The organism is Streptomyces sp. MS06, from assembly GCF_047200655.1.
In the GTDB taxonomy this organism is placed as follows: Bacteria; Actinomycetota; Actinomycetes; order Streptomycetales; family Streptomycetaceae; genus Streptomyces.
Genome location: NZ_JBJZOJ010000073.1, coordinates 1 through 26,649, shown reverse-complemented (window position 1 = coordinate 26,649; position 26,649 = coordinate 1). Strand labels below are relative to the sequence as shown.

At 69.8% G+C, this 26,649-nt stretch carries 18 protein-coding genes; 8 read left to right on the top strand and 10 right to left on the bottom strand.

Going from position 1 to position 26,649, the window contains the following annotated elements; all coding sequences use genetic code 11:
• Positions 1-3 precede the first annotated feature (3 nt).
• The 3 genes from ACL02U_RS28805 (at position 4) to fxlM (ending at position 5,540) form a co-directional block, all read left to right on the top strand.
• A complete protein-coding gene (locus tag ACL02U_RS28805; RefSeq protein ID WP_412793910.1) occupies positions 4-3,054 on the top strand; it encodes a lantibiotic dehydratase in 3,051 nt (1,016 codons plus the stop codon).
• Complete coding sequence (locus ACL02U_RS28800; RefSeq protein ID WP_412793909.1) at positions 3,054-4,229, top strand: lanthionine synthetase C family protein; 1,176 nt, start codon at positions 3,054-3,056, stop codon at positions 4,227-4,229. Before ACL02U_RS28805 ends, ACL02U_RS28800 begins: the two co-directional genes overlap by 1 nt.
• An 87-nt stretch (positions 4,230-4,316) precedes the next feature.
• Complete coding sequence (gene fxlM, locus ACL02U_RS28795) at positions 4,317-5,540, top strand: methyltransferase, FxLD system (protein WP_412793908.1); 1,224 nt, start codon at positions 4,317-4,319, stop codon at positions 5,538-5,540.
• A 315-nt stretch (positions 5,541-5,855) separates the two neighbouring features.
• Here the strand turns inward: fxlM and haaN are convergent, their stop codons facing one another.
• From haaN to ACL02U_RS28765, 6 genes are all read right to left on the bottom strand, one after another.
• Positions 5,856-6,335: a cyclophane-containing RiPP N-acetyltransferase HaaN gene (gene haaN / locus ACL02U_RS28790; RefSeq protein ID WP_412793907.1), complete on the bottom strand. Its 480-nt coding sequence runs from the start codon at positions 6,333-6,335 to the stop codon at positions 5,856-5,858.
• A gap of 91 nt (positions 6,336-6,426) precedes the next feature.
• The gene (locus ACL02U_RS28785) at positions 6,427-7,587 is read right to left on the bottom strand and encodes an FxsB family cyclophane-forming radical SAM/SPASM peptide maturase (protein ID WP_412793906.1); all 1,161 of its coding nucleotides are present in this window, start codon (positions 7,585-7,587) and stop codon (positions 6,427-6,429) included.
• Between the two features lie 13 nt (positions 7,588-7,600).
• Positions 7,601-7,804: a HaaA family cyclophane-containing RiPP peptide gene (gene haaA, locus ACL02U_RS28780; protein ID WP_412793905.1), complete on the bottom strand. Its 204-nt coding sequence runs from the start codon at positions 7,802-7,804 to the stop codon at positions 7,601-7,603.
• A gap of 127 nt (positions 7,805-7,931) precedes the next feature.
• Positions 7,932-10,697 carry a cyclophane-containing RiPP biosynthesis TPR protein HaaT gene (gene haaT, locus ACL02U_RS28775; RefSeq protein WP_412793904.1) on the bottom strand — a complete coding sequence of 922 codons (2,766 nt, stop codon included), beginning with the start codon at positions 10,695-10,697 and terminating at the stop codon, positions 7,932-7,934.
• A 305-nt stretch (positions 10,698-11,002) separates the two neighbouring features.
• Entirely contained in the window at positions 11,003-12,790 is a 1,788-nt protein-coding gene (locus ACL02U_RS28770; RefSeq protein ID WP_412793903.1) for a hypothetical protein, read from the bottom strand.
• 161 nt (positions 12,791-12,951) lie between these two features.
• Positions 12,952-13,785: a PIG-L family deacetylase gene (locus ACL02U_RS28765; protein WP_412793902.1), complete on the bottom strand. Its 834-nt coding sequence runs from the start codon at positions 13,783-13,785 to the stop codon at positions 12,952-12,954.
• A 481-nt stretch (positions 13,786-14,266) separates the two neighbouring features.
• Between ACL02U_RS28765 and ACL02U_RS28760 the strand changes: the two genes are divergently transcribed.
• Positions 14,267-17,077, top strand: coding sequence for a SpoIIE family protein phosphatase (locus tag ACL02U_RS28760; RefSeq protein WP_412793901.1), 2,811 nt, complete (start codon positions 14,267-14,269; stop codon positions 17,075-17,077).
• A gap of 205 nt (positions 17,078-17,282) precedes the next feature.
• Here ACL02U_RS28760 and ACL02U_RS28755 read toward each other — a convergent pair whose 3' ends face one another.
• Both ACL02U_RS28755 and ACL02U_RS28750 read right to left on the bottom strand, forming a co-directional pair.
• Positions 17,283-17,519 carry a hypothetical protein gene (locus ACL02U_RS28755; RefSeq protein WP_412793900.1) on the bottom strand — a complete coding sequence of 79 codons (237 nt, stop codon included), beginning with the start codon at positions 17,517-17,519 and terminating at the stop codon, positions 17,283-17,285.
• Positions 17,520-18,209: a response regulator gene (locus ACL02U_RS28750; protein ID WP_412793899.1), complete on the bottom strand. Its 690-nt coding sequence runs from the start codon at positions 18,207-18,209 to the stop codon at positions 17,520-17,522. It lies immediately after the preceding gene.
• Positions 18,210-18,624: 415 nt separating this feature from the next.
• Here ACL02U_RS28750 and ACL02U_RS28745 point away from each other — a divergent pair, with 415 nt between their 5' ends.
• The 3 genes from ACL02U_RS28745 (at position 18,625) to ACL02U_RS28735 (ending at position 21,664) form a co-directional block, all read left to right on the top strand.
• Positions 18,625-19,485 carry an ABC transporter ATP-binding protein gene (locus ACL02U_RS28745; protein WP_412793898.1) on the top strand — a complete coding sequence of 287 codons (861 nt, stop codon included), beginning with the start codon at positions 18,625-18,627 and terminating at the stop codon, positions 19,483-19,485.
• Positions 19,482-20,363, top strand: a complete 882-nt coding sequence (locus tag ACL02U_RS28740; RefSeq protein WP_412793897.1) for an ABC transporter permease — start codon at positions 19,482-19,484, stop codon at positions 20,361-20,363. The genes ACL02U_RS28745 and ACL02U_RS28740 overlap by 4 nt, the downstream gene beginning before the upstream one ends.
• A gap of 215 nt (positions 20,364-20,578) precedes the next feature.
• Positions 20,579-21,664 carry an ABC transporter substrate-binding protein gene (locus tag ACL02U_RS28735; protein WP_412793896.1) on the top strand — a complete coding sequence of 362 codons (1,086 nt, stop codon included), beginning with the start codon at positions 20,579-20,581 and terminating at the stop codon, positions 21,662-21,664.
• 246 nt (positions 21,665-21,910) lie between these two features.
• Here ACL02U_RS28735 and ACL02U_RS28730 read toward each other — a convergent pair whose 3' ends face one another.
• Both ACL02U_RS28730 and ACL02U_RS28725 read right to left on the bottom strand, forming a co-directional pair.
• Entirely contained in the window at positions 21,911-24,193 is a 2,283-nt protein-coding gene (locus tag ACL02U_RS28730; protein ID WP_412793895.1) for an ATP-binding protein, read from the bottom strand.
• A gap of 242 nt (positions 24,194-24,435) precedes the next feature.
• Entirely contained in the window at positions 24,436-24,981 is a 546-nt protein-coding gene (locus ACL02U_RS28725) for an ATP-binding protein (protein WP_412793894.1), read from the bottom strand.
• Positions 24,982-25,692: 711 nt separating this feature from the next.
• Between ACL02U_RS28725 and ACL02U_RS28720 the strand changes: the two genes are divergently transcribed.
• Positions 25,693-26,649, top strand: coding sequence for an ETX/MTX2 family pore-forming toxin (locus ACL02U_RS28720; RefSeq protein WP_412793893.1), 957 nt, complete (start codon positions 25,693-25,695; stop codon positions 26,647-26,649).

Here is a 26,649-nt window from a genome sequence, read left to right as displayed (position 1 = left end):
GGGATGGAAAGCGACGGAAAGCTCTACCAGCACACGGGCGCGGCGCTGCTGCGGGCCGCCGCGATGCCACTGACGAGTCCACCGGGATGGTGGCCTGATCCGTCCGACACGGAGGCGTGTGGCAGGTGGCTGAAGCAGGTGTGGGCCGATGCGCGGTTCGTCGACGCCGTGCGGCAGGCGAGCGGTGATCTCGCATCGCGGGTCGACGCGATCTGCGCTGGGCAGCCGGCACGTTCCAAGCAGGTCCGGCGCGCCGCCATGGCCACCGTCCGCTACTTGTTGCGCGCCACCGGGCGACCGACCCCGTTCGGCCTCTTCGCAGGAGTCACCGCGGCCAGCGTGGGTTCGACGCCGCACGTGAGGTGGGGAGACGCGCACCAGGCCGTGGCGCGAGTGGACACCGAGTGGCTGGATGACGTCATCCTCCGCTTGGAGGCGTGCCCAGTCCTGCTGGAGCGCCTGGATGTCGTCCTGAACAACCTGGCGGCGCGCCGCGGCGGACGCCTGCACGTCCCACATGGCGGACCGATGGGCGCCGCCATCCGGCGCACCAGCGCGGTGCGCGTGATCGAGGATCTGGCACGCCGGCCAGTCCGCTTCGCCGCCCTCGCCGAGCAGTTGGCAGCCTCCTTCCCCCGAACCGAGCCGCAGAGCATCCGCACACTGCTTGGCGCGTTGGTGCGCGAAAAATTCCTGATCACCAGTTTGCGTGCGCCGATGACCGACACCGATCAGCTGTCCCACCTGATCGAGCGGCTGCACGGCGCGGACGCGCGCATGGTGCCGCAGGTCGCGCAGGTTCTGCACGAGCTGGAGGCGGTGCAACGCGCCGTACACGAGCACAATCGGCGCCCGGCGAGCGCGCAAGGGCCAGCTCGGGAGGAACTCACGGGTCGACTACGTCGGCTCTCCGACGCGGGTCGAAGTCCCTTGGCCGTCGACCTGCGGCTGGACGCCGAGGTACGGATCCCCGAGAGCGTCGCGCAGGAGATGGAGAAGGCTGCCTATGCCCTACTGCGGCTCACGCGCCGGCCGGCGGGCCAGGGTGTGTGGAAGGAGTACCAGGTTGCGTTCTGGGAACGGTATGGCACCGGCACGCTCGTGCCGGTGAAGGAGGTCGTCGACCCGGCGTCCGGGCTCGGCTATCCAGCCGAGTACCCCGGCAGCCGCATGACCGCACCGCCCCCGACAGTCTCCGAGCGGGACGAGCGGCTGCTGGCCCTGGCCTGGCAGGCACTGGCTGACGGCAGCAGGGAGATCGTCCTCACCGACGACCTGATCGACCGCCTGGCCGGCGATGCGCCGACCGGGCAGGAGGCACCGCCCCACGTGGAGATGTGCGCGCGCCTGCACGCCGACAGCTTGTCCGCCTTGGAGCGCGGGGACTTCACGCTCACCGTGACACCGGCCCGCGCCGCGGGCACGCTCACCTCCCGGTTCACTCCGGTCGCCACCGGCACGGGACTCGACGAGATCTACCGCCAAGTTCCCACGGGCGTTGAGAACGCGTTGACCGCGCAGCTGTCCTTCCCGCCGCTGTACCCGCATACAGAGAACGTCGCCCGCATCCCCGCTTATCTTCCACACGTGATCCCGTTGGGCGAGCACCGCAGCCCCGACGACACCGCGCCGACGCTCATCGACGTGGACGACCTCGCGGTCACGGCCACGCACATCCGGCTGTACCTGGTCAGCATCTCCCGCCGTCGCTTGGTGGACCCGCAGGTCTTCCACGCCATGGCCCTGGACAAGCAACCCCCGCCCCTGGCCCGATTCCTGGCGCACCTGACCCGCTCCTTCGGCCCTGCCTGGACCAGCTTCGACTGGGGGCCGCACGGCGCACGGCTGCCGTTCCTGCCGCGCGTCCGCTACGGGCGCGTAATCCTCTCGCCCAGTCTCTGGAACCTGACCGCCGACGACCTTCCAAGCCGCGCCGCGGACATGCGGGAGTGGACCGACGCCCTCGGCAGGTGGCGGAAGCGGTGGCACTGCCACGGTGCCGTCGAGCTGCGGGAGGACGACCGGACACGTCGGCTCCAACTCGACGTGCCCGCACACGCCACCGTCCTGCGTGCCCACCTGGACCGGGAAGGCCATGCCGTGCTGCCGGAGGCGCCGGCCGAGGAGACCTACGGCTGGATCGGCGGCCACGTCCACGAGATCGCCCTGCCGATGACCAGCACCCGCCAGCCGATACCCAACCCGCTCTCCGGCTTCCTCCCCGTGCTCACCAACAGCACCCTCGGACCCGTACCAGGGGCGGTGCAGGCACCCTGGCTGAACGCCAAGATCTACAGCCACCCCGAACAGTTCGAGGAGCTGATCGCCACCCACCTCGCGCGGCTCGTGCCCCAACTCCCAGGTACACCCGAGTGGTGGTTCATCCGCTACCGCACCCCGAACGACCTCGACCACCTCCGCTTGCGCATCCGCACCCGGAGCCCCGGACAGTACGCCGCCTGCATTGAGCTCGTCGCTGGATGGGCCGCCGGGCTGCGCCGCGAGGGGCTCAGCAGCAGGCTCGTGTTCGACACGTACACCCCCGAGATCGGCCGTTACGGCCCAGGCGCCGCCCTGCGCTGTGCCGAGGCGGTGTTCACGGCCGACTCGGCCTACGCCCTCGCCGCCTTGCAGGGCCCCGGAGTCGACGGCGTCGGCGGACGTGCGCTGGCCGCGGTCGGCATGGTGGACATCGCCTGCGGCTTGCTCGGCCCCGACGAGGGAATACGGTGGCTGGCGAACCGGCCCGCGCCTCCGGCTCGCGTCGAGCGAGGTGTCAGCGACCAGGCCATCGAACTCGTTCGCCGCACTACGCCTCGTGCCCGAAGCTGGGGCGAAGAGCTCGCCCAGGCGTGGCACCGTCGCGCCGTGGCCCTGGCGCTGTATCGCGAGGGCCTTGCCGAGAGCATGGACCTCGACTCCGTCCTGGAATCCTTGCTGCACATCCACCACAACCGCCTGCGTGGCCTGGACCGGGAGGACGAGAGGATCTGCCGCCGCCTTGCCCGTCAGTCCGCCGTCGCATGGGCCGCCTGGCCGGGGGAGAGCCGCTGATGAACTACGACGCGCCGCCCACACCCACCGGGCCCGGTTGGGGGCAGTCGCTGTACTCCGGCGCGGCGGGAGTCGCCCTGCTGCATGCCGTCAGGGCCCACACCGGCGAAGACGACCGGGACGCGCTCCGGCCGTGGGCCGCCGCCATGCTCAAGGGCCCTATCCAGGCCGCCGCCGAAGCATGCGGTCTGTACGCGGGCGCCCCGGCCGTCGCCTACGTCCTCAGTTTCACGCACACGAACACCGCCACACGCGCCCTGGCGACCCTGGACACACACCTCGCCGACGTCACACGCCACCGCCTCAAGCGGGCGCACGCACGCATCGTTTGCGGAGCGTTGCCCACCCTGGGCGAGTACGACCTCATCAGCGGACTGACCGGGCTGGGTGTGTACCACCTGCACCGCGGCCACAAGACGGAACTTCGGGACGTTCTCGCCTACCTGGTGCGGCTGACGGAACCGATCACCATCGAAGCGCAACGTCTGCCTGGCTGGTGGACGGGAGACAGCCCCGATCTGCGACCGACGCCGCGATGGCCCGGCGGACACGGCAACTTCGGCCTCGCCCACGGCATCACCGGACCGCTGGCGCTGCTGGCCACGGCCCTGCGCCACGGCCACACGGTGCCCGGACAGACGCAAGCCATCACCCGGATCTGCGACTGGCTCGACCGGTGGCGCAACGGCACCGGCTCGCGCGCCTGGTGGCCGGACCTGATCACCCGAGCCGAACACCGACGGAGCGAGCTCCAGCGCCCGGGACCGAGACGCCCGTCCTGGTGCTACGGCACCCCCGGCGTCGCCCGCGCCCAGCAACTCGCCGGCATCGCCCTCGGCGACCGTGACCGGCAGCGCCAAGCCGAGCAAGCCCTGGCCGGATGTCTTGCCGACGACCAGCAGCCCGCCCAGCTCACCGACGCATCCCTTTGCCACGGCTGGGCGGGGCTCATACAGACCGTCTCCCGAGCCGCCGCCGACGCCCTCGACGACGAACTCGCGTCGCATCGAAGCCGCCTGAACGTCCGGCTCAACAAGCACCTGGACCACCACGGACTGCCGGACGGCGCCGGCCTGATGGACGGCACGGCAGGCATCCACCTGGTCCGTCTCACCGACCCCGTCAACACGGCGATCACCGCCCCCTGGGACCGCTGCCTGCTCCTGACAGGGTGACGCCGCGAACCGCATCCGCACACAAGAACAAATGAGAACGATCTACCCCTGCCGTACGCACAGCCGGGCACCTTCCGAAAGGACGCGATGAACACCACCACTGGCGCCTCCCCCGAGGGCCTGCGCAACCGCCTGGTCGACGCCATCCTGAAAGAGGACCTCTCCGGCCTCCGCGACACACGCGTTGAAACCGCTATGCGGACCGTACCCCGCCACGCCTTCCTCCCCGACGCACCCCTCGAGGAGGCGTACGCCAACAAGAGCGTGACGATCAAGGAGAACCCCGACGAGGACGCACTCCCGCTGAGCTGCGCCTCCCAGCCCGACGTCGTGCACTTCATGCTGGTCCAGCTCGCCGCCCGCGAAGGCGACAACGTCTTCGAGATCGGGGCCGGCACCGGCTACAACGCCGCCCTGCTCAAGCACCTCACCAGGAAGTCCGGCCAGGTCACCACCTGCGACATCGACGCCGACGTGACCGCTTACGCCCGCCGGACGCTGGACGCGAACGGATACGAAGACGTTCGCGTCGTCACGAGGGACGGTGCCCTCGGCGCCCCGGAGTTCAGCCCGTACGACCGAATGATCGCCACGGTCGGCATGTGGGACCTTCCCGGAGCCTGGTGGGACCAGCTCGCCGTCGGCGGACGCCTCGTGGTCCCACTGCGGTGGCGCGGGCTCTCCAGGGCCGTGGCCTTCCAACACGAGGAGGTGCGGATGCGGTCCGACTCCGTGAAGATGTGCGGCTTCCTACCGGTGATCGGCCAGGACGGAGAGCGGAACGATTACATCGACGACGACCGGCTCGTCAGGCTCTATTGGGACGAGGACCAGTCCATCGCCCCAGAACTCCTGCGCGACGCCCTCACCCGACCGAAGTCGGTCGTCTGGACCGACGTGACGGTCGGCCCCGTCGAGTCGTTCGACGGCGTCTGGCTGCGGTTGAGCGCCACCGAGCGAGTGACCTGCCGCATCACCGCGAAGCCCGCTGCGGTGGCGGCCGGCCTCCACCGGCCCGCCTCACCTGCCCTGAGCCCCGCCCTCGTCGAGGGGGACTCCATCGCGTACCTCACCCTGGAGCGGACCACCGAAGACCCCGAGACAGAACCCCGGTTCCGGCTGGGAGCCGTCGGCTATGGCCCGGACGGCGCCGATCTCGCCGAGCGGATCTGCGCGCAGATCCGCGCCTGGAGCCCGGCCCGGACCGCCGAACCCGTGGTCACGGCCTACCCCGTGGACACACCGGACAGCGCCCTCCCCGACGGAGCCGTGATCGACCGGCCCTCCGTGCGGCTCGTCATCGCCTACTGATCCTGACGCCGGAGGGCGTGGCCGTTGGCAGGTGCGGCCGTGCCCGCCGAAGCGAGAACAGGGCGGCGGGCACGAGGGTCAGCCCTGCGCGAGGTTCGCCTCACAGTCGGTGCACCGGGCCTGTGCGCGACCTGCGTCGGGGAGATCAAGATCGTGTCATCCGGGTGAGTACGCCACTCCCTCTTCACGAACGTGCCTACGGAACACCTGGGCGCCGACGCCGACGAGCCCGGCGGACACTCACATCCGAGCCCGATGACGATCTTGCCGCCGCACTCGTCGCAGCGCTCCACTTCCACTGGCCTCGTACCACCCTCACGCAGTCCCGGAGTCGACCCGGTAGACGATCTTCCCGTCGAACTCGGCGAACCCAAGCGACTTGTAGAAGGCCCGTGCCCCTGGGTTGTCGCTGTCGGTCATCCATTCCACGCGGCTGCACCCGGGGCGCGCTGCGGCGATGGCACGGAGTTCGTCCATGAGGCGGGCACCGATGCCCTTCCGTCGGAGCGTGCCACGGACGTACAGCTCCTTGAGAAACAGGGAGTGTGAGGAGCCGGCGGCCGGCCAGAGGAACGAGTAGGCGGCGAGTCCGATGATGTCCCCGGTCTCATCCTCGACGAGCAGCGCGGAGGCCAGCGGCGGCGAGCCGAACAGCGCCTCCTCGACCTGGCTGCGGCGTTCCTCCAGTGGCTGGATACCGGTGTCGGTCGCGCCGTAGAACCGCTCGATTTCCTCGATCAGCTCGGCCACGGCCGGGACGTCCCGCTTCTCCGCAGGGCGAATCGTCACGCTCATCGGCGCCTCCTGTCGTTCCTCGGTAGCTTCGGTCGCTGCTGCACTCGTTCGTTCCAACGCGTGATCCCTCGTGGTGGTACGGCACACGCGTCTACGGCGGCGAGGCGGCCTGCGCATACGGGTTCCAGCCGTGCTGCCGCAGGGAGCCCTGGACGTGTCGGATGAGGTACTCCAGGTCCGCGCAGTAGACAGACGGGTTCCGGTAGCCCTGGGCTTCGCTGAAGCGGTGCGGGAGGTAGCCACCGCCGCACACGTCCACGAGTGGGCAGGCGCGGCACTGCTCGGCGAGCGCTTCCTTGCCGTGTTGCCGGTGCAGCAGCTTCGGATGGGACAGGGCTTCGTCGAAGGAGTGGCGGAGGACGTCGAGTCCGAGCCAGGTGGCGCCCTCCTCGACCGACCGCAGGGTGTCCACAGCTTCGATGGAGCCGTCGGACTCGATCACGACGCTCGTCGGCGGGGCCAGACCGAGCGTCTCCACCGAGCCGCGCACGCCAGAGCTGAGGGCCACGATGTCCTCCAGTATCCGGACGCTGTGCCGGTACTCGGGCCGGGCGAGCCAGGCGTCGTACACCGTGCTCATCCATAGTCCGTACTCGGGCACGCTCGGGTCGGTGCGGTGCGGCGGGTCGTCATGGGTCGCGTGCGGCAGGCCGAAGTCGATCACGGGCGGTTCGAACGCGGCCAGGTATTCGTGAACCTCCACGGGGTCGTTGGCCAGGTCCACGACGGCGAGCAGCCCCGCGAACAGGTGTGGCCGCGACCGCAGAAGTTCAATGCCGCGCACGGCGGAGGCGGCGCTCGACCGCCCGGCGTGGGTCAGCCGGTGCCGGTCGTTCGCACGCGGTGGTCCGTCGAGGCTGACGCCCACCGCGACCTCGTACCGTTCGAAGAGGTCCAGCCACGCATCGGACAGAAGAGTCCCGTTGGTCTGGAGCTCGAAGAGGACCCGGGTCCCGGCCGGCGCGGCGTCCCGGACGGCCTCCAGCAGACCGGCCATGTGCCCGACGCCGACGAGAAGGGGCTCCCCGCCGTGCAGTACGACGTGGATAGTCCGAAGGCGGTGTGCGGAGGCGTGCTCACCGATCCGCCGGGCCGCAGCCCGGGCCACAGCGAAGTCCATTCGGGCGGGCAGGCGCCGCGCCGCCTGGTCCTTGGAGTTGAAGACGAAGCAGTAGTCGCAGTCGATGTTGCAGCGGTTGGCGACCTTCAGGATGAACGTCCGGAAAGGAAGGGGGCCTTCGGGTTCTGTCATCGAGCGGATGTGCTCACAGCGGCCAGGGCCAGATGAGCGAGGCCGCGTGGGCACCGTCGCCGACCCGGCTCGTCGCGCCCTCCTCTGCCTCCAGCCGTTGCCGGACGCGGGCGGCCACGCGGTCCAGGACGGCAGTGCCGGCCACCGTCGGCTCCGTGGACGCCGGGCCGGCGGGCGTGATGGTGCGTGGCTCGGTGACGGACGTGGGTGACCGCATTCAACGCTCCTCGTGAGGTACGTACCCAAAGCGACACGGTGCGACGGGGCTGAAGCGACAGATCGGCCGAAAACGTAGCATCCTCAACCACCCTTCTGGGACAGGAAATTCGGCCACATGGTCGGCGTCAGCCGGACCGCTGCACCAGCAATCGTTCGATGTCGTCCACGGACGCGCTCACTCCCAACCGCCGGTACACAGTCACGGCGGCTCGCAGCGAGTCCACGCCGTGACCAGGCCCGTCAACCGTCCAGTCACAGCGGCCGATGCCCTCCAGTGCCCGCGCCTCCTCCAGCGGGCAGCGGATGTCCCGCGCGAGCGTGAGCGCCTGACCAAAGTGCCGGCAGGCGGCTGCCGGTTCATCGGAGGTGAACAGCAGCATCCCCCAGTGATTCAGTGCCTCCGCCTCGCCGCACCGGTCGCCCAGGCCCCGCAGGATCTCCAAACCGCGCTGGAACGCGTCGATCGCACCGTCGCGCTCACCGACGATGCCGCGCGCCACGCCAAGCTCGCTCAGCGAGGCGGCCTCACCCCCGCGGCTGCCGAGCTCGCGATAGGCACCCAGGGCCTCCTCCAGAAGTCGGATCGCCTCTGCCGCATCCCCGGTCACACGCTCCACGACGCCAAGGTGACGGACGCTGTTCGCGCAGCCGAACCGTTCACCGCGCTCAGTGAAGTGCGCCAGGGCCTGGCTGTGTGCCGTCCGTGCTGCCTCGATGTCTCCGGTCAGCCGTCGGACGACGCCCAACTCGTTCAGCGCGTAAGCCTGGTGCACACGGTCGTCCAGCTCCAGGTAGTTGTCGAACGCTTCCTGGTGATGCCGCACGGCCAGGTCGTACGCGCCCATGAGGCAGTGCACGACGCCCAGGTCCCGCAGGGAGTTCGCCTCCCCGTATCGGTCACCGAGTTCTCGGTAGATCGCCAGGGCCTCGCTCTGGGCCTCCACCGCGGCGTCGAACCGGCTCATCTGCCGGTGTGTCATGCCGAGATCCGCGAGCGCGTTCGCCTGCCCGATCCGGTACCCCAGCTCTCGATAGAGGGCGAGGGCCTCGGTCTGGGCGCGGGCCGCGTCCTCGTTGTCTGCGGTCAGGTACCAGACGATGCCGAGCTGATTCAGTGCCTCAGCCTTGCCGCGCCGGTCGTCGACCGCTTCGTACGCCGTCACGGCGTCATTCAGTGCCTCGATCGCCTGTGGGTAGGCAGCCATGAAGCGGCGTACGACACCCAGCTCGGCGAGAGCGTCGCCCCGCGCCCGCTGGTCGCCGGTATGGAGGGCGGCCTCGGCGGCGGTCCGATGGAGCGCGACGGCCTGGTCCCAGGGGCCGGCCTGGCGCAGGAAGGGCGCCATGGCCGCGGCGAGCCTGACCACGAGGTCGTACAGGGCGAGGCCGTTCGCCCGCCGGACGCAGGCCAGGATGTTGGCCCGCTCGGTCTCCAACCAGCTCAGGGCATCCGCCCGCGACTCCAGGACCGGGGTCTCCACCCGCGAGGCGCCGTCCGGCGCCGGTGGCACCGCAGCTCCGCTGCGCACGATGTGCTCGTTCGCGACGGCGAGAGCGGCCAGGTAGTAGGTGCACACACGCTGGACGGCCTGTGCGTGGTCCATGCTGTCCCCCTCGGCGGCGAGACCGCGAGCGTAGTCCCGCAGGAGATCATGCAGCCGGTAGCGACTCCCCGGTTGTTCGTCGATCAGGTGGTCGTCGTAGAGCGCCTCGAGGTGCAGACGGGCCGCTACGACCGAGACTTCACCCAGAGCCGCACCGACGTGCGGGTCGAGATCGGTGCCGGGGAAGAACCCGAGCCGCCGGAAGAAGCGCTGCCGCTCCGGCGCGAGATCCCGATAGGAGAGATCGAACGTCGCGGTGACGGCGCGTTCCCCGGCGCGCAGCTCTCCCAGGCGGTCCCGCGCCGCCACCAGTCGCCCGCGCAGGTCCTCGGCGGTCCAGGACGGATGGTGCCGCAGCCGTGCCGCGAGAAGCGACACCCCCAGAGGCAGACACCCGCACAGCCGCACCAACGCGTCCACCACATCCCGGTCGAACGCATCGGCCGGCCGCCCACTGAGCCGTACGAAGAGGTCGACAGCGTGATCCGGCGGCAGTGCGTCCACCGGCATGACCACCTCCTCGTTCGCCACCAGCCGCTTGCGGCTTGTCACCAACACCAGGCACCCGCTCCCACCGGGGAGCAGCGGCTCCAGCTGCCGGTAACTGGCCGCGTTGTCGAGAATCAGCAGCGCCTTCTTGTCCGCGAGACTGCTCCGCCACATGGCGGCCCGAGCCTCCGTAACCGCTCCGACGTCATCACCGACGGGAATCTGCTGCGTCGGCACGCCGGCGGCCGCGAGAAGCGAGGCGAGCGCCTCGCCAGCCTGCACCGGAGTACGCCCCGGCGTGTGCCCGTTGAGGTTCACGAAGAGCTGTCCGTCGGGGAACCGCTCGGAGAGCAGGTGGCCGGCGTGCACGGCGAAGGTGGTCTTCCCGACGCCGGGCATGCCGTCGATCACGTGGACGGGCAGCCCCTCGCCACTCTCCTGTGAGGCCCGCACCGAGCCCACCAGCCGCTCCAGCTCCGCGGCACGGTCGGTGAACGCGGCGGTGTCGCGCGGCAACGAACGCAGCACCTGGGCGGCCCCTGGCCCTGCTCCATCCTCCCGCCGGCCCGGAGGGGTGGGAGGCCGCGTCTCGGAGAGCCCGGCGAGCAGGGCCGTCAGCCCCGCCATCGTCACGCCCAACACGACGAACGATAACCAGGCGTGCTCCTGTAACCACCCCAGCCAGCCCGGCCACCGCGACTCATCGGACACAGCGTTCGTGACAAGCCCGACCAGCATGGTGGTCACAGCGCCGCCTCCGGCGACGACGGCGATCGCGAGTCCGCGCCGGAGTCTCATGCGGAGGCCCCAGCAGCCGAGGGAGCGGCCGATTCCCCCCTGGTGCCGCTGATGAGACACCATGCACTGCCAACCGACCTGGTCACGAAGACAACCCCCGAGTAGAACGCCCCAACTTCCCTAACGGAACAATCCTCGTAGACCTTGGTCAAGGTCGCGTCTAAGCCACGAGGTGCGCCAGCTGCCGCAAGGCGCGCTGGCCCACGGCCACCGCACCATCTTCAGAAGTCCGTGCAACCTCTGATGATCAACGGTGGCTGCTTCCCTATCGGCCCCGGCCACGAACTGGTCAATCGGCTCGGGGCCTACTCGGCATCGCAGGTCGTGGCCTCGGATCCAGTCGGTTCGGTAGATCTCGTGCCAGTACTCTCGCTCTTCTCGCCCGCCTCGATGGGGGCGTAGCGCCGCCGTTGCAGCTCATCGCGTTCAACATCCGGGATCGTCATCGACTCGGCAAGCACGGCGGCGAGCGCGCCCACTTGAGGGTTCTTGATGTCAGCGTGGAAGAGCCACCGGATGTTCTCGTCCCGCGTGATGAGGTCGATCGCCAAGCGCGCGTTTCCGTCCTGCGCGGTCGCTGCTCGGACGTATCGCACTCGGTCGACCGGGATGTCCCGGCGGATCTCGGCCTGCTCGAGGAACGCGTTCGCCCTGGCCGTGATGATGCGGCGATCCGTGACGGCGACCAGTGTCCCCGCCGCGGCCCTGTCCCGCGCTGCCGCCAACTTCTCCTTCGCTCCGCCGATGATCGCAGAAAGGGGACCGAGTGCATCGAGCTGATCGGGGAAGCCGAGGACGCGCAGGGTCTCACCGTCCTCGAGGAGCCATCGCAGGATGCGAAGGTACGGCTCGTGATCCAGCGATTCGGGTGCGCAGACGACGCTCGGAGCCTCGAGCGGAGGGGGCGGCGGACGGAGAGCGTCGGCAAGGGGCTCGATCGCCTCCAGGAGACGGGCGGAGGCTTCGCGGGCCGCCTTCACCTCCTTCCGCTTCCCCGGCAGCGGCCATGCGTCGGGTCCGGGAAGCACGGCGGTGATCCGCAGCTCCCGCGTCAGTGCGCCCACGAGGGCCGCCGACTCGGCAAGAGCGGAGTCGAACTCCGCGCGGGTGTCGCGCGCGATGACCTCGGCGTACTGCCCCTCGGCAGCGTCTTCGCGTCCAGCGGCTCTCGCCCGCGCGGCGCGCAGCGCGTGGTACCCGGTCCATGCCTTGAGGGAGGACAGGAGGGCGTGGGCGTCGAAGGCGATCGGCTCGGCGTTCGTCCGCAGATACTCACGGTGGCTGCGCGCGTCAACCCGACCGATCTGCCGGACGTGGTCGCGGACGTTCCCCTGGTAGAGCTCAAGCTGCTTCTGCAGCAGCGCTCCACTGCCCGCGACGTCCTCCCACAGGGACGTCGGGACCGACTCGATCTCCCGCGCCTGGTCGACCGCGCGATCGATGGCGGCGACGAGCCCCGTCAGCTCGGCCCACTGATCCCTGCGGATGGCGGTGAGGACCTGACTGGTCACCGCGAGGTTGGTGCTCACGAGGCCCGAGACCTCACTCAGCATCATCTGAAGGCCGACCATGGCCAGTGCCGGCCCGATCGAGGCCGCGGTCTGCGCCTTGCTCACCGCCTTCACGGGGTAGAAGCGAGTCTGATGCAGGATGCGGCCGGGAACCATCACCGCTCCGAGGTACCCGCCGTCCTTGACGGCGAGCGTCGCACCGCTGTTCAGCAGGGCCTGTGCCGTGCCGCCGATCCTGTAGAGACCCTGCACGCCGGCGAACGCGTTTCCGAGGTTGCCGACCACGGTCGCCGCGTTCCCGACCGAGGCGAGCACCGCCGAGATCTGCTTGCGGTCGGCGGCCGGCACGATCCCGAAGTCGATCAGATCGGGCTTCAGCTCCGGCGGAACCTCACCAGCGACGACGGCCACCCCTGGGAGCACCTCCACCAGGACCGTCGACGCCGTCGTCGAGTCGGTGTGCGAGTCGGAGTCGGTGTCCGAGTCGGACATCGGATCGTCCACGACAGGTGAGTCGGCGGTACCGCCCCGGCCGTTCTCCTCAGGCTCGGCGATCTCCATCGAGTCCGAAGGGTCCTGCATGCGATCTCCTCCCCCGCAGGCGCGCGCAGCGGCCGGACGTCATCGACGCCGACTGCCGAAGTCTACGGCTCGATGCCTGCGGTTCAGCCCGGATCCGCCGGGCTGAACCGCACCGGCCGGTGCCGGCTGAGCTCTCCAGGGCTCCGCCCCGGACGAGTGGATCAGCGCAGTCCGGCGAAGAGATCGTTCTCGGGTACGGCCGCGCCGGTGGCGTCCTGGACGCGCACGAAGGTCTCCATGCCCATCACCTCACCGAACCTCTCCTTGCCCATCCTGAGGAAGAAGATGTTCTCGCCCTGGCTGGCGTGCGCGGCCAGCGAGTCGAACTTCTGACCGCTGAACGCGGTGGTGTCCACCCACGTGGTGATCTCATCGTCGGGGAGGCCGATCTCGGCCATCGCGGCGGCCTCGGCAGGATCCGGCTCCGGCATGTCCTCCTGAAACTCGCGCATGATCTCCCCGAACCGCTGCATCATCGAGCGGGGCGCCGTGGTCCAGTACACCTTCGGTGTCAGCGCGGTCATCTCCAGCGCCGCCATCGTGATGCGGTGGGCCTGGATGTGGTCGGGGTGGCCGTAGAAGCCGTTCTCGTCGTAGGTGACGACCACGTCAGGTCGGTAGTGCCGCATGAGTTCCGCGAGTCGGGCCGCGCCTTCCTGAACGGGGGTCTGCCAGAAGGATCCGGGGGCGTCGTTGCTCGGCCAGCCCATCATCCCGGAGTCGGCATAGTCCAGCATCTCCAGATCGCTGACCTTCAGGACGTCACAGCTCGCCTTGAGTTCTTGACGGCGCATCAAGGCGACGGCCGCCGGATCGTGCCCGGGATCGCCCGGCTTGACACCCTCCGGTCCGTCACCGCAACCGCCGTCGGTACACGTGACGAGAACCGTGCGGATGCCTTCCGCCGCGTACCGCGCGAGGACCCCTCCGGTTCCGGTGGCCTCGTCGTCGGGGTGGGCGTGTACTGCCATGAGCGTCAAGGGCCGGTCAGTCATCAAACAGTCCTCCTGCAGAAGTACATCTTGGTCCGAGCGCGCGGCGGGCGTGCCGCGATCCCGGGGCTCGGATCCTGTCGGGGCGGACAACCTTGTGGTCTCCGAGTTCCCCGCCCGTGCGGCGCCGGCCCCTCGGTCGATGCAACAGTGACGGCCGGACCCGCTGTTCCCGGCGCGGCTGCACGTCTCAGCGCCAGGTCTGATCTGGCAGCACGGAGGGGCGGCTCACTGTCGTCCACCGCAGCTGGCAGCCCCTGCCCCGGAGGATCCGCTGTTACACGGCTCAGGATCCGCCCCCTCCGACTCGAGCTGCGGCGCCTCCCGGGCGCTCGCGCTCGGGGAGGGGGCCGGACCTCGGGTGTCCACGGTTGCCGTTCTCCCTCGTGGCTGCTCATCGATGGCGATGTGATTACTGTCCGAATTCTTGGCATTTGCCAAGAAAAGGGAGAAAATTGGCGGTGACTGCAAAGAGGGTGACCAGGTGAGGACCGGAAGCGACGACGCTGCCCTTGCGAGGGCCCTCGAAAGGCTGCTGTCGGACAAGCCGGCCGGGAAGGACATCCGTACTCCCGTCCTGGCTTCCTGGCAGCGGTGCAGGTCAGCGGGCCTGATCACGGACCACCCTCTGGAACTGCCCTTCAGCGACGACCTGGAAAGCGCGAGGAGTCTCGCCGAAGCCGCCCGCCCGGTGCTCGCGAGACTCGAAGCCCAGGTGTCGGGGACTCGGGCGAGCGTGCTGCTCAGCGACGGCAGGGCCCGGCTGGTCGACCGCAGGGTCGGTGAGCCGGGGCTGAACCGTGAGCTGGACGCCCTGCAGCTCGCGCCCGGTTTCACGGTGTCCGAGGATCACATCGGCACGAACGGCATCGGCACCACGCTCGCGACCCGCCGACCCGTCTTCATACTCGGCCGCGAGCACTTCACCGACTCCTGGAGCAGCCTCGCCTGCGCCGGCGCTCCCATCCGGGACCCCCTGAGCGGGCAGGTCATCGGCGTGCTCGACGTGAGCTGCCTGAGCGCCCACGCCGACCCCTCCATGATGACGGCGGCACGCAGGGCGGCCCGAAGCATCGAGGAGCAGTTGCTCGACCAGGCCACGTCCCGCGAGCAGGCCCTGCTCCGCTCGTTCCAGGCGGCCCGCCGGCGGTCGGTGACCGGTGCACCGGACGGGGACGACATCCCGGCCTGGCACCTGCTCCACCCCCATGACCGGCGCGTCCTGGAGGAGAGCGCCACCGCGCTGATCGCGTCCGGGCGGGCCGGTCTGCTCGACGTGGAGCTCGGGCACGGCCGCACCGCCGTGCTCCTCAGCCACCCGATACAGATGCCTTCGGGCATCGCGGGATTCGCCGTCGAGGCGCTGCTTCCCGGGGGTGTGCTGCACCGCCTTCCCCCGACGGCCGCCGACGTTCCCCCGGTCTCCGCACCGCCCGCCTCCGGCCCTCGGCTCATCCCGCCCCGGACGGCCGGTCCCCACGATGCGGTCCCGGCCGTGCCGGGCCCCCCGGCCGGGCCGGGCCCCCCGGCCGGGCCGCACTCCGGGCCGCACTCCGGGCCGCACTCCGAGGCGCCCGACAGATGGCTGCTCGCCGTCGGCGAGCCCGGCGTCAGCAGGCTCGCTCTGCGGGCCCGGCAGCGTCTGGGCCTGCTCTACGACGCCGTCGGCCGCGTCGGCACCACATTGGACGTGGCCCGGACGGCCGAGGAGCTGACCGAGGTGGTCGTCCCCCGGTTCGCCGACTTCGCCGCCGTCGACCTGCCGGAGGCCGTACTGCTCGGGGAGGAGCCGGTCCGGATGAGCGGTGCGATGCGCCGGGTCGCGCTCGCAGGAGTCCGCCGGATCTCCCACCTGTACGCGGCCGGCGACGTGATCACCTTCGCCGCGTCGTCCCCGCAGGCGAGGTCGCTGGCCGACGGGGAACCGGTCCTGGAAGCGGAACTGGACAAGGCCGTCGGCTGGATGGCCCACGACCCGGCCCACGCCCGGGAGGTCCTCGATGCCGGAGTGCGCTCACTCATCACAGTGCCTCTGCGCGCCCGCGGCACGATCCAGGGCGTCGTCAGTTTCTACCGCTCGCGACGCGAGGAGCCCTTCGAGGAGGACGACCTGGCGCTCGCCGAGGAGCTGGTCGGCCGCGCTGCGCTGTCCATCGACAACGCCCGCCGCTTCACCCGCGAGCACGCCCTGGCCCTGACCCTGCAGCGCAGCCTGCTGCCGCGGGGCCTTCCGGCGCAGCACGCCGTGACAGCGGCCCACTGCTACCTGCCCGCACGATCCGGGGTCGGAGGCGACTGGTTCGACGTCATCCCGCTCTCCGGGGCGCGCGTGGCACTGGTCGTCGGCGACGTCGTGGGCCACGGCCTGCACGCCGCCGCCACCATGGGCCGGCTGCGCACCGCCGTCCAGAACTTCTCCGCTCTGGACCTGGCCGTGGATGAGGTCCTCACCCAGCTCGACGACCTGGTCGGCGGCCTCGACATGGATCAGGAGGAGGAGGCGGCGGAGGTCGGTGAGGAGATCGTCGGCGCCAGTTGCCTGTACGCCGTCTACGATCCGGCCGCGCGACGGTGCACCCTGGCCTGTGCGGGGCATCCGCCACTCGCGCTGGTGCTGCCCGACGGCACGGTGGAGTACCCCGACGTGCCCACCGGTCCGCCGCTCGGTGTGGGCGGCCAGCCCTTCGAGACCGCCGAGATCGACGTGCCCGAGGGCAGCATGCTGGTCCTCTACACGGACGGGCTGATCGAGCACCTCGGCCACCGGGACTTCGACCTCGGCCTGGAGCGGCTGCGGCACGAACTCGCCCGTCCGGGCCGGACCCCGGAGCGGACCTGCCGGGCGCTGCGGGCGCTGTTGCCCGAACACCCCAGCGACGACGTCGCCCTGCTGGTCGCCCGCACCCGGGCCCTGGACGCCCGTCAGATCGCCACCTGGGAGCTGCCGGCCGACCCCGCGGCCGTCTCCCGGGTCCGCGCGGACGTCACGGCGCAACTCGCGGAGTGGTCTCTGGAAGACCTGGCATGCACCACCGAACTGATAGTCAGCGAGCTGGTCACCAACGCGGTCCGCTACGGCGGCGAACCCATCCTGCTGCGCCTGCTGTGTGACCGGACGCTGATCTGCGAGGTGTCCGACGGCAGCAGCACCTCCCCGCATCTGCGCCGCGCCCTCACCAGCGACGAGGGCGGCCGCGGTCTGTTCCTGGTGGCCCAGCTCTCGCAGCGCTGGGGGACGCGCTACTCGCCGAAGGGCAAGGTCATCTGGGCCGAGCAGCCGCTCCCGCGGCCGTGAGCGGCCGTGAGCGGCCGTACGGAGACATCGGCCCGAGCATGGACGTCGCCGGTGGCTTCCGCCCCCTCCCCGAACGCAGCGCCGTCGCCGCCGTCTCGGACGGTGCTGCATCTCGCGGCGTACCTCACCTCCGCCGACCCCGCTGTCTCCCTGCTGGGCATCGACCTGAACGGTCGCGGAAGCCGCTGAGCGGGTGAATCCTTCGTCAGCGGGCGTCCGTCTCGGGCTCCGGACGCGGGAGTTCGTCGAGGTCGAGAGTGAAGGTGCGACCGTCGGCCAGGGGGATGGGGAGCTTGCCCGTGCCGTATTCGTGGGTGTGCGCCGCGATGTAACCGGTCGCCGTCGGCTGGGTGCGGAGGACGACTTCCCGAGCGTAGGGGTCCACGACCAGGTAGACGGGGGTGCCGTAGCGCCCGTACTTGGCGGTGCTCTTACATTGCACTCAATGGTCGATGCGGTAGCGGTGTTCCGGGCGGCCGGTGGTGCCGTAGCGGAGCTCCAGGAGGACCGTTCCCTCCTTGGCCAGGTAGGACAGGTACCGCTGGGCCGTGGCGCGGGAGACGCCGGTCTTCTCGGCGGTCTCGGCGGCCGACAGGGCCGTGCCGGCGGCGCGCAGGGCGCGGTGGATCGTGGAGAGCGTGGGCGCGGAGTGCCCCTTGGCCGGGGAGCGGGGGACGGTGGGCGGTCGGGCTGCGCTGAACAGGGCGTCCACGTCGGCCTGGTCTGCGTCGGCGGCCCGGCTGAGCGCGTCCACGCGGTCGTGGAGCTGGCGGTAGGAGGCGAGCCGTTCGGCGAGGTCGGCGGAGCCGAACGGCTTCACCACGTAGCCGACGGCGCCGAACTTCATCGCCGCGCGCACGGAGGATATGTCGTGGTCGGCGGTGATCATGAGGGCGTCGGGGCGGGACGCGCCCTGGTCCTGGCTGAGCAGGCGCAGGATGTCGAGTCCGCTTCCGTCGGGCAGGAAGACGTCGAGCAGCAGCAGGTCGGGGCGCAGTGTGCGCACCGCCGTCAGTGCCTCGGCCACGGTCGCCGCCGTGCCGACCACGTCGAAGCCCTCGACCCGCCGCACGTAGCGGCTGTGGATCTGGCCGACCCGGAAGTCGTCGTCCACCACCAGGGTCCGGATCATCGTCCCTCACCTCCCATCGGCAGCGCCGTCGTATAGCGGGCGCCCCGGGGCGCCGGTGCGGTGTCCTGCGGCGGCCGTGCGGCCGTGGAGACCGCGCCCGGGCCTCCGCCGGCCGGCCTGTCCGGATCCGGTGTGCCTCGTGACGGGCCGGCCCCGCGCCGTACCCGTGGTGGCGCGATTGTGCCTGACGGCCGGAACGCTGCCTACCCCCTGTCCGGTGAGCAGAACGAGCAGAAGACGGGATTACGCAACTTTCGCGAGATACCTCGGAAACAGCGACGTAACGGACGGCTGCCCCTAGCGTCTGCCTGGCCTCGGCCACCGAGGAGCTCCGACGAACCCGAGGAACCCGAGGAACCCCGAAGAGCTCCGAGGCACTCCGAGGACCTCCGAGAAAGGGAAGGAGACGGCCCCCATGGCTTCGCGAAACGATGTCGCGGCCAGCCCGGTCTCCGGTGCGGCGGAGCACGCCGACGCACGCATCGAGATCTCCGGGCTCACCAAGCGATTCCTGACTCCTGCGGGTGAGGTGTTCACGGCACTGCAAGGTGTGTCGTTCACCGTGGAACCGGGACAGTTCTGCGCCGTGGTGGGTCCCACCGGCTGCGGCAAGTCCACGACGCTGAGCATGGTGTCGGGGCTCGACCGGCCCAGCGAGGGCTCGGTCAGGGTCGGCGGCCGCGAGGTGGACGGCATCACCGACGGCGTCAGCTTCATGTTCCAGGCCGACGCGCTGCTGCCCTGGAAGACCGTCCTCGGCAACGTGCTGATGGGGCCCGTGTTCCGCGGGGTGCCCAAGCAGCAGGCGCTCACCCGGGCACGGGACTGGCTGCGCCGCGTCGGTCTCGCCGGGTTCGAGGACCGCTACCCGCACCAGTTGTCCGGCGGTATGCGCAAGCGCGTGGCGATGGCGGCGGCGCTGATCAACGAACCCAGGATCCTGATCATGGACGAGCCGTTCGGCGCCCTGGACGTGCAGACCAAGGCGATCATGTCGACCGAGCTGCTGGACCTGTGGGAGCAGATACGCCCCTCCGTCGTCTTCATCACCCACGACCTGGACGAGGCCGTGGCGCTGGCCGACCGGGTGGTCGTGATGACGTCCAGCCCCGGGTCGGTCAAGGAGGTCTTCGACATCGACCTGCCCCGTCCCCGCGGCTCCGTCCAGGAGATCCGTTTCCAGCCCCGGTTCATCGAACTCCAGCACCAGATCTGGGACACGCTGCGCGAAGAGGTGGAGCGCGCCTACGCGAGCACCGCAGGAGGCAAGGCATGAGTACGACGTCCACCACTCCCGTCCCCGCCGCCGCCGACGACGGCACGAAGGACTCGCCCGCGGCGGCCGCCCGGGGCGCCGCCCGGCGGCGGGTGGCCCGGGTCTGGGCGGGCCGCGTCGGCCTGGCGGTCTTCGTGATCGGCGGCTGGCAGGCGTTCACCACCTGGGGGCTCGTCGACCCGTTCTTCTTCGGGCAGCCCTCGGGCATCGCGAGGCGCCTGGTCGAACTCTTCCGGGACGGCACGAGTTTCGGGTCCTTCTACTCGAACATCTGGACCACGATCCAGGAGGCGCTGCTCGGCTTCGTCGTGGGCTCCCTCACCGGAGTGGTCTTCGGTGTCGCGCTCGGCCAGAGCCGCTACCTCGCCGACGTGCTGGGCCCGTACATCAAGATGGTCAACGCGATCCCGCGCATCGTCCTCGGCTCGATCTTCATCGTCGCCTTCGGTATCGGCGTGACCCCGAAGATCCTGCTCGCCGCGGTGCTGGTGTTCTTCATCGTCTTCTTCAACGCCTTCCAGGGCGTCCGCGAGGTCGACCGCAACATCCTCGCCAACGCCCGGGTGCTCGGCGCCTCCCAGCTCCAGATCATCCGGCACGTCGTCGTGCCCTCCGCGCTCACCTGGATCATCGCCAGCCTGCACAGCGCCTTCGGCTTCGCCATCGTCGGCGCGCTCGTCGGGGAGGTGCTCGGCGCGCAGAGCGGACTGGGCCTGGTGATCAAGACCGCGCAGAACAACTTCGACCCCAACGGCGTGTTCGCCACGATGCTCGTCATCTCGGTGATCGTGCTCGGTGCGGAGTGGCTGATCGGCAAGCTCGAACGGCGGCTCCTGTCCTGGCGTCCGCCGTCCCACTCGGAGGCCGCCGGCCTCTGAGCCGCACCGCCCCCATCCCCGCGGCCGTCTCCGCCCCACGGCTCAACCCCATAGCCGCTCAGCCCAGCGGCCCACTGCCCCGCGGCCCGCTGTCCACCCCCCTCGCGCCTCCTCGCGCCCCCTCGCACCCTCCCCTGCTCGCCCCCTCCTCCGCGCGCGCCCACCGAGCCGGACCCGAGTCGGACCCGAGCAAGACCCGAAAGGAATGAGCCGCCATGCTCAAGAGAGCACTCACCGCATCGATCGCCACCGTTCTGACCCTCGGCGCGGCCACCGCGTGTTCCAGCGGTTCCGCGGACACCGGTTCGGGCGGCTCCGGCGGGACGCCGACCGTCAAGCTGATGGTCGGCGGCATCGACAAGCAGATCTACCTGCCCTACCAGCTCGCCGAGAGCCTCGGCTTCTACAAGAAGTACGGCGTCAAGGTCGAGCTCAGCAACGAGGCGAACGGCGGTGTGGGCGCCGACACCGCGATGGCCTCGGGGCAGGTCGACATGGCGGGGGCGTGGTACGTGCACGCCATCGACTTCGTGGCCAAGGGCAAGGGCGTCGAGTCGATCGTCCAGTTGTCCGGAGCGCCGGGCGAGCGGGAGATGTGCTCGACCGAGAGCGGCGTGAAGTCGCCCGCCGACTTCAAGGGAAAGACGCTGGGCGTCACCGACATCGGCTCGGGCACGGACACCCTGACCAAGTTCATGGCCGGGCAGAACGGCGTCAAGGACGACCAGTTCCACCGCATCGCGGTCGGCGCGGGCTCCACCGCGATCGCCGCGCTGCAGAACGGCAAGGCCGACTGCGTCATCACGACGCAGCCGACCGTCTCCGCGATCGAGAAGAAGGGGGTCGGCGCCTCCGCCATCAACCTGGCCAGCACCGACGGCGCCAAGGAGACGCTGGGCGGCGCCTGGCCGGCGGCGAGCGTCCTGGCCCGCACCGACTGGGTGAACTCGCACAAGGACACCGTGCAGAAGGTCGTCGACGCCCTCGTGGCCACGATGCACTGGATGGACTCGCACAGCGCGGCCGACATAGCGAACAAGCTGCCGGCGTCGTTCACGGAGAACGAACTGGTGACCAAGGACGATTACATCAAGGCGCTGGAGGAGGACAAGGGCCAGTTCCTGCCGGACGGGATCATGCCGGCCGGCGGTCCGAAGACCGTGCTGGCGACCGAGGTGATGGTCGGCAAGGCGACCTCGTCGCTGGACCTCGGCAAGACGTTCACCAACGAGTTCACCCTGGCGGCCAACAAGAAGCTCGGCTTCACCCCCAAGACGACCCCGGCCGGGTCCGACGGCTGAGGCCCAGGCGGCTGAGGCTCCAGCGGCTCGGGCTCCGCGGCTCGGGCTCCGGCGGCTCGGGCTCCGGCGGCTGAAGCTGCCACCGCCGAGGCTTCCGGCGGCCGAGAGCCTGCGCCTACGAGGCCTCCCGGGCGACCCCCCGCCCGGGAGGCCTCTGCCGCGTGCGCGGTCGTCGGCCGCGTGCGCCGTCGTCGGCCACCGCCGGTGGGCGGCGGTGGGCAGCGGTGGGCAGCGGTTCGGTGCGGCTCACCGGCGCTGGGTGTGGCACCAGGCGACTATCTCGGCACGGGAGGTGAAGCCGAGCTTGGTGAGGAGATGCGCCACGTGCGTCTCGGCGGTCCGGCGGGAGATGACGAGCCGGGTGGCTATCTCCTTGTTGCTCAGTCCCTGTGCGATCAGTGCCGCCACCTCGCGCTCGCGTCTCGTGGGGGTGTCCGCGCCCCTCGGCCGGGTCTCGGCGGTCGAGACCGGCGGTGCGGGTGCCCGCTCACCGAGGGCGTAGGCGCAGGACTCCTCGAACGACATCGCCTCACCCGAGGCGAGGGCCTCGGTGAACACCGCTTCGCCCAGCGCACGGCGCGCCTGCGCCTGGCAGTGCTCGTGGCTCGCGATGTCGGGGGAGGCCCAGTAGTTGACCGAGGTCTGCATGTGGTGCAGCAGGGACTTGGCCGCGCCCAGCAGCCGTGCCGCCCGCCCGTGATCGCCCTCCTGGCCGGCGCTCCACGCCAGTACGTCGAGGCAGGAGGCGCATCCCGACCGGTCGCCGAAGGTGCGGGCCGCTTCCAGTCCTTCCCTCAGCAGGGCCGTCGCCCGGCGTGTGTCGCCCTGCCGGAGCAGCTCCCGGCTCATGAACCGCAGCACGTAGCACTTGACCCAGCTGCTGTGTTCCTTCCTGCACAGGGCCAGTGCTTCCTCGCCGATGGTGAGTGAGCGCCGGTCGCCCAGGAGACTCAGGTTCCCGCCCAGAGCCACCAGGGCAACCAAGACGCCCTTGGGGTCGTCCAGTTCCCTCTGCCTCCGGAGGGCTTCGTCGGCGAGGGCGAGTCCGTCGGTCACGTCGTCCAGCATGGTGGCCATGGCGGTCCACAGGGCGTTCCAGGCGAGAGCGGATCGGTCGTCCAGTCGTGCGGCCACCTCTCTGCCCTCGGCGAGTCTGCGGAGGGACTCGTTCTGTTCGCCCTGCAGCACGGCGAACAGGCCGCTGATCCAGAGTGCCTTGGCGCGTTCCGGGCTGTCCTCGCCCTCCAGGGCGAGTGCTTGGGAGAGCCAGCCGCGGGCTTCGGTGAAACCGCCGACGGAGAGCCAGAAGGGCCACAGCGCTCCGGCCATGCCCAGCGCGGTGCGTGCCTGGCCGGGGGTGTCCAGGCAGTACTGCAGTGCCGCGCGGTTGTTTCCCCGCTCCGTGCCCATGCGGGCCAGCCAGTTCAGTTGGCGGGAGTCGCGCCAGTCCCACTCCCCCTGTTCGGCGAGCCGCCGATACCAGTCGAGGTGCCGGCGCCGCAGTGCGTCGTCCCGGCCGTCCGCGGCCAGTCGCTCCCGGCCGTAGACGAGCAGTGTCTCCAGCAGCCGGTAGCGCATCCGGGGCGCGCCGTCCTCGCTGACCAGCACCGACTTGTCCACCAGGGCGGTGATCAGGCCGAGGACGTCCGAGGGTTCGATGCCGTCCCCGGTGCAGACCTCTTCGACCGCCTCCAGGTCGAACCCGCCGCGGAACACGGACAGGCGTGCCCACAGCGACTGCTCCTGCTCGGAGCACATCCGGTAGCTCCAGTCGACCGCGGCCCGCAGGGTGCGGTGCCGTGGTGGCACGGCTCGCGTCCCGGTGACGAGCAGGCCCAGCCGGTCCTCGAGGCGCTGCAGGATCTCCTGCGCCGACAGTTCCCGTATGCGGGCTGCGGCCAGCTCGATCGCCAGCGGGATGCCGTCGAGCCGGCGGCAGATCTCGGCGATCGCGTCGGTCTGCTCCGCCGTCGGTTCCAGGCCCGCCCGCACCAGGGCCGCGCGCCGGAGGAACAGGCGGACGGCATCGGACCGGACGACGGTCTGCGGGCCGCCGTCGGCGTCCGGCAGGGACAACGGCGGGACGGGTAGCAGGGCTTCGCCGGGAACTCTGAGGGTCTGGCGGCTGGTGGCGAGCACCTTCAGCTCGGGAGCCGCCCGAAGCAGTTCGGTGACGAGCGTGCCGCAGTCCTCGATCAGGTGCTCGCAGTTGTCCAGGACGAGGAGTACCGGCCGGGCCGCGACGAAGTCGCGCAGGATGTCCAGCGGCTGTCGCGACGACTGCTCCGCCAGCCCCAGTGCGTCGACGACGGTCTGGGGCACCAGCGTCCCGTCGGTGAGCGGGCCGAACCCGACCGTCCACACGCCACCCGGGAACGCGCGACGAAGATCCGCTGCGACCCTGTTCGCCAGCCGCGTCTTGCCGATGCCTCCGGCGCCGGTCAGCGTCACCAGGCGATTCTGCGCCAGCAGCTCTTTGGCCTGGGCCACCTCGCGGCGGCGACCGACAAAGGTTGTCAGCTCGACCATGATCCCATTTTACTGCGGTCCAGGTTCCGTATCAGGGTCGCCGGGACCGCTTGTTGCCGGTTCGACCTGCATGAACTTCCGAGGTGCGGGCCGACCCGATGGTGTTCCGGGTCGCTGTCGCGGGGGTGGGCGCGCGCGGCGTGCGGGCCGCGGCGCCGGCGCCCGTCCGAGGGTGGAACCGGGGGACGGGGGCGGACGCCGCAGCGCCCGGGGTGGCCGGAGGCGGATGGGCACCGCGAGCCTCACACCCCGTCGCTCGGGCTCGGCGCGGGGACCGCGTCCGGCGCTGGAAGGCGGGCCCAGTGCGTGGTGAGTCCCAGGCCGTGGGATCGGCTTCCGTAGCAGGTTGCCAGCGCGTCGATGATGCTCATGCCGCGCCCGTGTTCCTCGGCGGCGCAGGAGGCCGCCCAGTCCCCCGTCCGGGCCGCCCTGCCGCCGTCGGTGATCCCGATCAGCACCTGCGGACCGGCGGCCTCGCGGCTCAGGTGGAGGTACAAGGGGGGACGCGCGTACTGGACGGCGTTGGTCACCAGCTCGGACACCACCAGAAGCACCGAGGTGGCGGCGCTTTCGTCGATCCGCCAGTCACGGAGCACCGATCGGGTCAGCCGGCGGGCGAGGCCGACCGACTCCGGGCGGTGGGCGAGGCACGGCGACATGTAGTCGGCGGGCCGGTCATCCCCGGTGCTGCCGGGGAGCGCGTCCGTTCCCGCGCCGACGCCGCCTGCGACAGTGGCGCATGCCGCGGAGGTCTGGCCCCGGGGGGACAGCGACTGTGAGCAGTACATATTGATCACCACATGTGCAGGTGAGACCGGAACAGTCCCCACGCTGCGTCGCCATGCGCAGGAGGAGCACCGGGAAAATACGTAGACCGCTACGTACGCACCGGCCCCGGTGCCTCTGCGCACATGGCAGTGCACCGACTGCTGAGCCCAGGCACGAGAACGCCCCCGAATCCGTCGGCGGACCGTCAAGAGACTTCACGGCCAAGGGTCGGGTTGAATTCGACAACCCGGAAAATACGTAAACCACTACGTATGGAAGCACCCCCGGGGAATGTTCCATGAATCATTGCCGTAGCGGCACTTGACAGGCGGCCCGGCCCGACGGAATGGTTCACGCCACCGAAAAACCCCCCGGACGATCCGAGTGCAGTACCTGACCGGGTACGGCAACTCCTCGCCGAATACGGCACTTCGCTGGCGGACAATGGGAGATCACATGCCTCTCAGGTCCGCCGGCCAGGCCAGGGGCGACTCGACCACCGTATCGGAGTCGACTTCCGTGCCAGATCCCGGACGGAAGTCCGGTTGCAGCACGGCAACACCAGACGTCCGGCTGCACTCCCCTGTGGGGAATCGAGGTGAATTTTCCACTCACCTGCCCCGTGAAGCGCCAGTTCGAATTATCCCTTCGCATTCTCCGCACCGTTTCAGCGATCCGGCCTGCCGCCTGCGGCATGGCTACTATTCATTTCCGCAACAGTCGGCCAAGACATGGAGCACAGCATCATGAATATCCTGAGTAGACGCAGGAGAGCTGGACTGGGACTGGCGGTTTCGTCGGTTCTGGCAATGACATTGTCCATCACCCCGGCAACCTCGGCGTTTGCCGTTGACAGCGCAGGGTCCTCCTGTGATGGCAGTGTCAGCCAAGCCAACTGGCAGGATCTGGACGATTTTCTCAAGAAGGCGTGGTTCCACTCGGAGCGTTGGGGCCCCAACAGCACCCATGATGTCGAAATCCACGGCCACGACGGCATCAACTACAACATGGTCGGCCAGTCCGTGGAGTCCACGAACCAGAACCTGAACGGTGCGGTGCTGGTCTCAAGCGCACTGTACAACGGTAGCGATGAAGAGCAGACACTGACGTCGACCAGTGCCGGAAAGACCTACAAGAACGTCTACACGTACACCACCGCAAAGGGTCTTACTAATTCCGCCACGGGGACATTCAACGTCAACCTCAGCCCCATTTCGATGTCCTATGCACAAACAGTGACAACCTCGCTGACCGAAACCAGATCATGCAGCAGTTGGGACGAGACCTCGTACAGCATACCGTCCCAAAACATCGTCGTTCCCGCTCATTCGATGACACACACCTACGGATGGATGATTACGGGGCAGGTCAACGAAACGGTGGGCGTCACGACCGCAATTACCGGTGATTTCACGGTCACATGGAAGGACAACGACAACCAGCGCCACAAGAAGACTCACCAAGACATCTACAACACAGTCCGCACGGCAGTGGATTGGGGATACCAGCTGCCGGACGGATTCACGCTCGACACGGCGAACCAGGCCGTTGACTACGAGGGGACAGTCAGCGTCAGTGGTGCTGACTCTGCCAGCGGCGGCATCCTTGTATGTGATTTCGAGCCTTACGACAGTGGGGCTGTCTACGTCGGCTCCTGGGATACCTCGTTCGCTGACGGATGCCCCTAG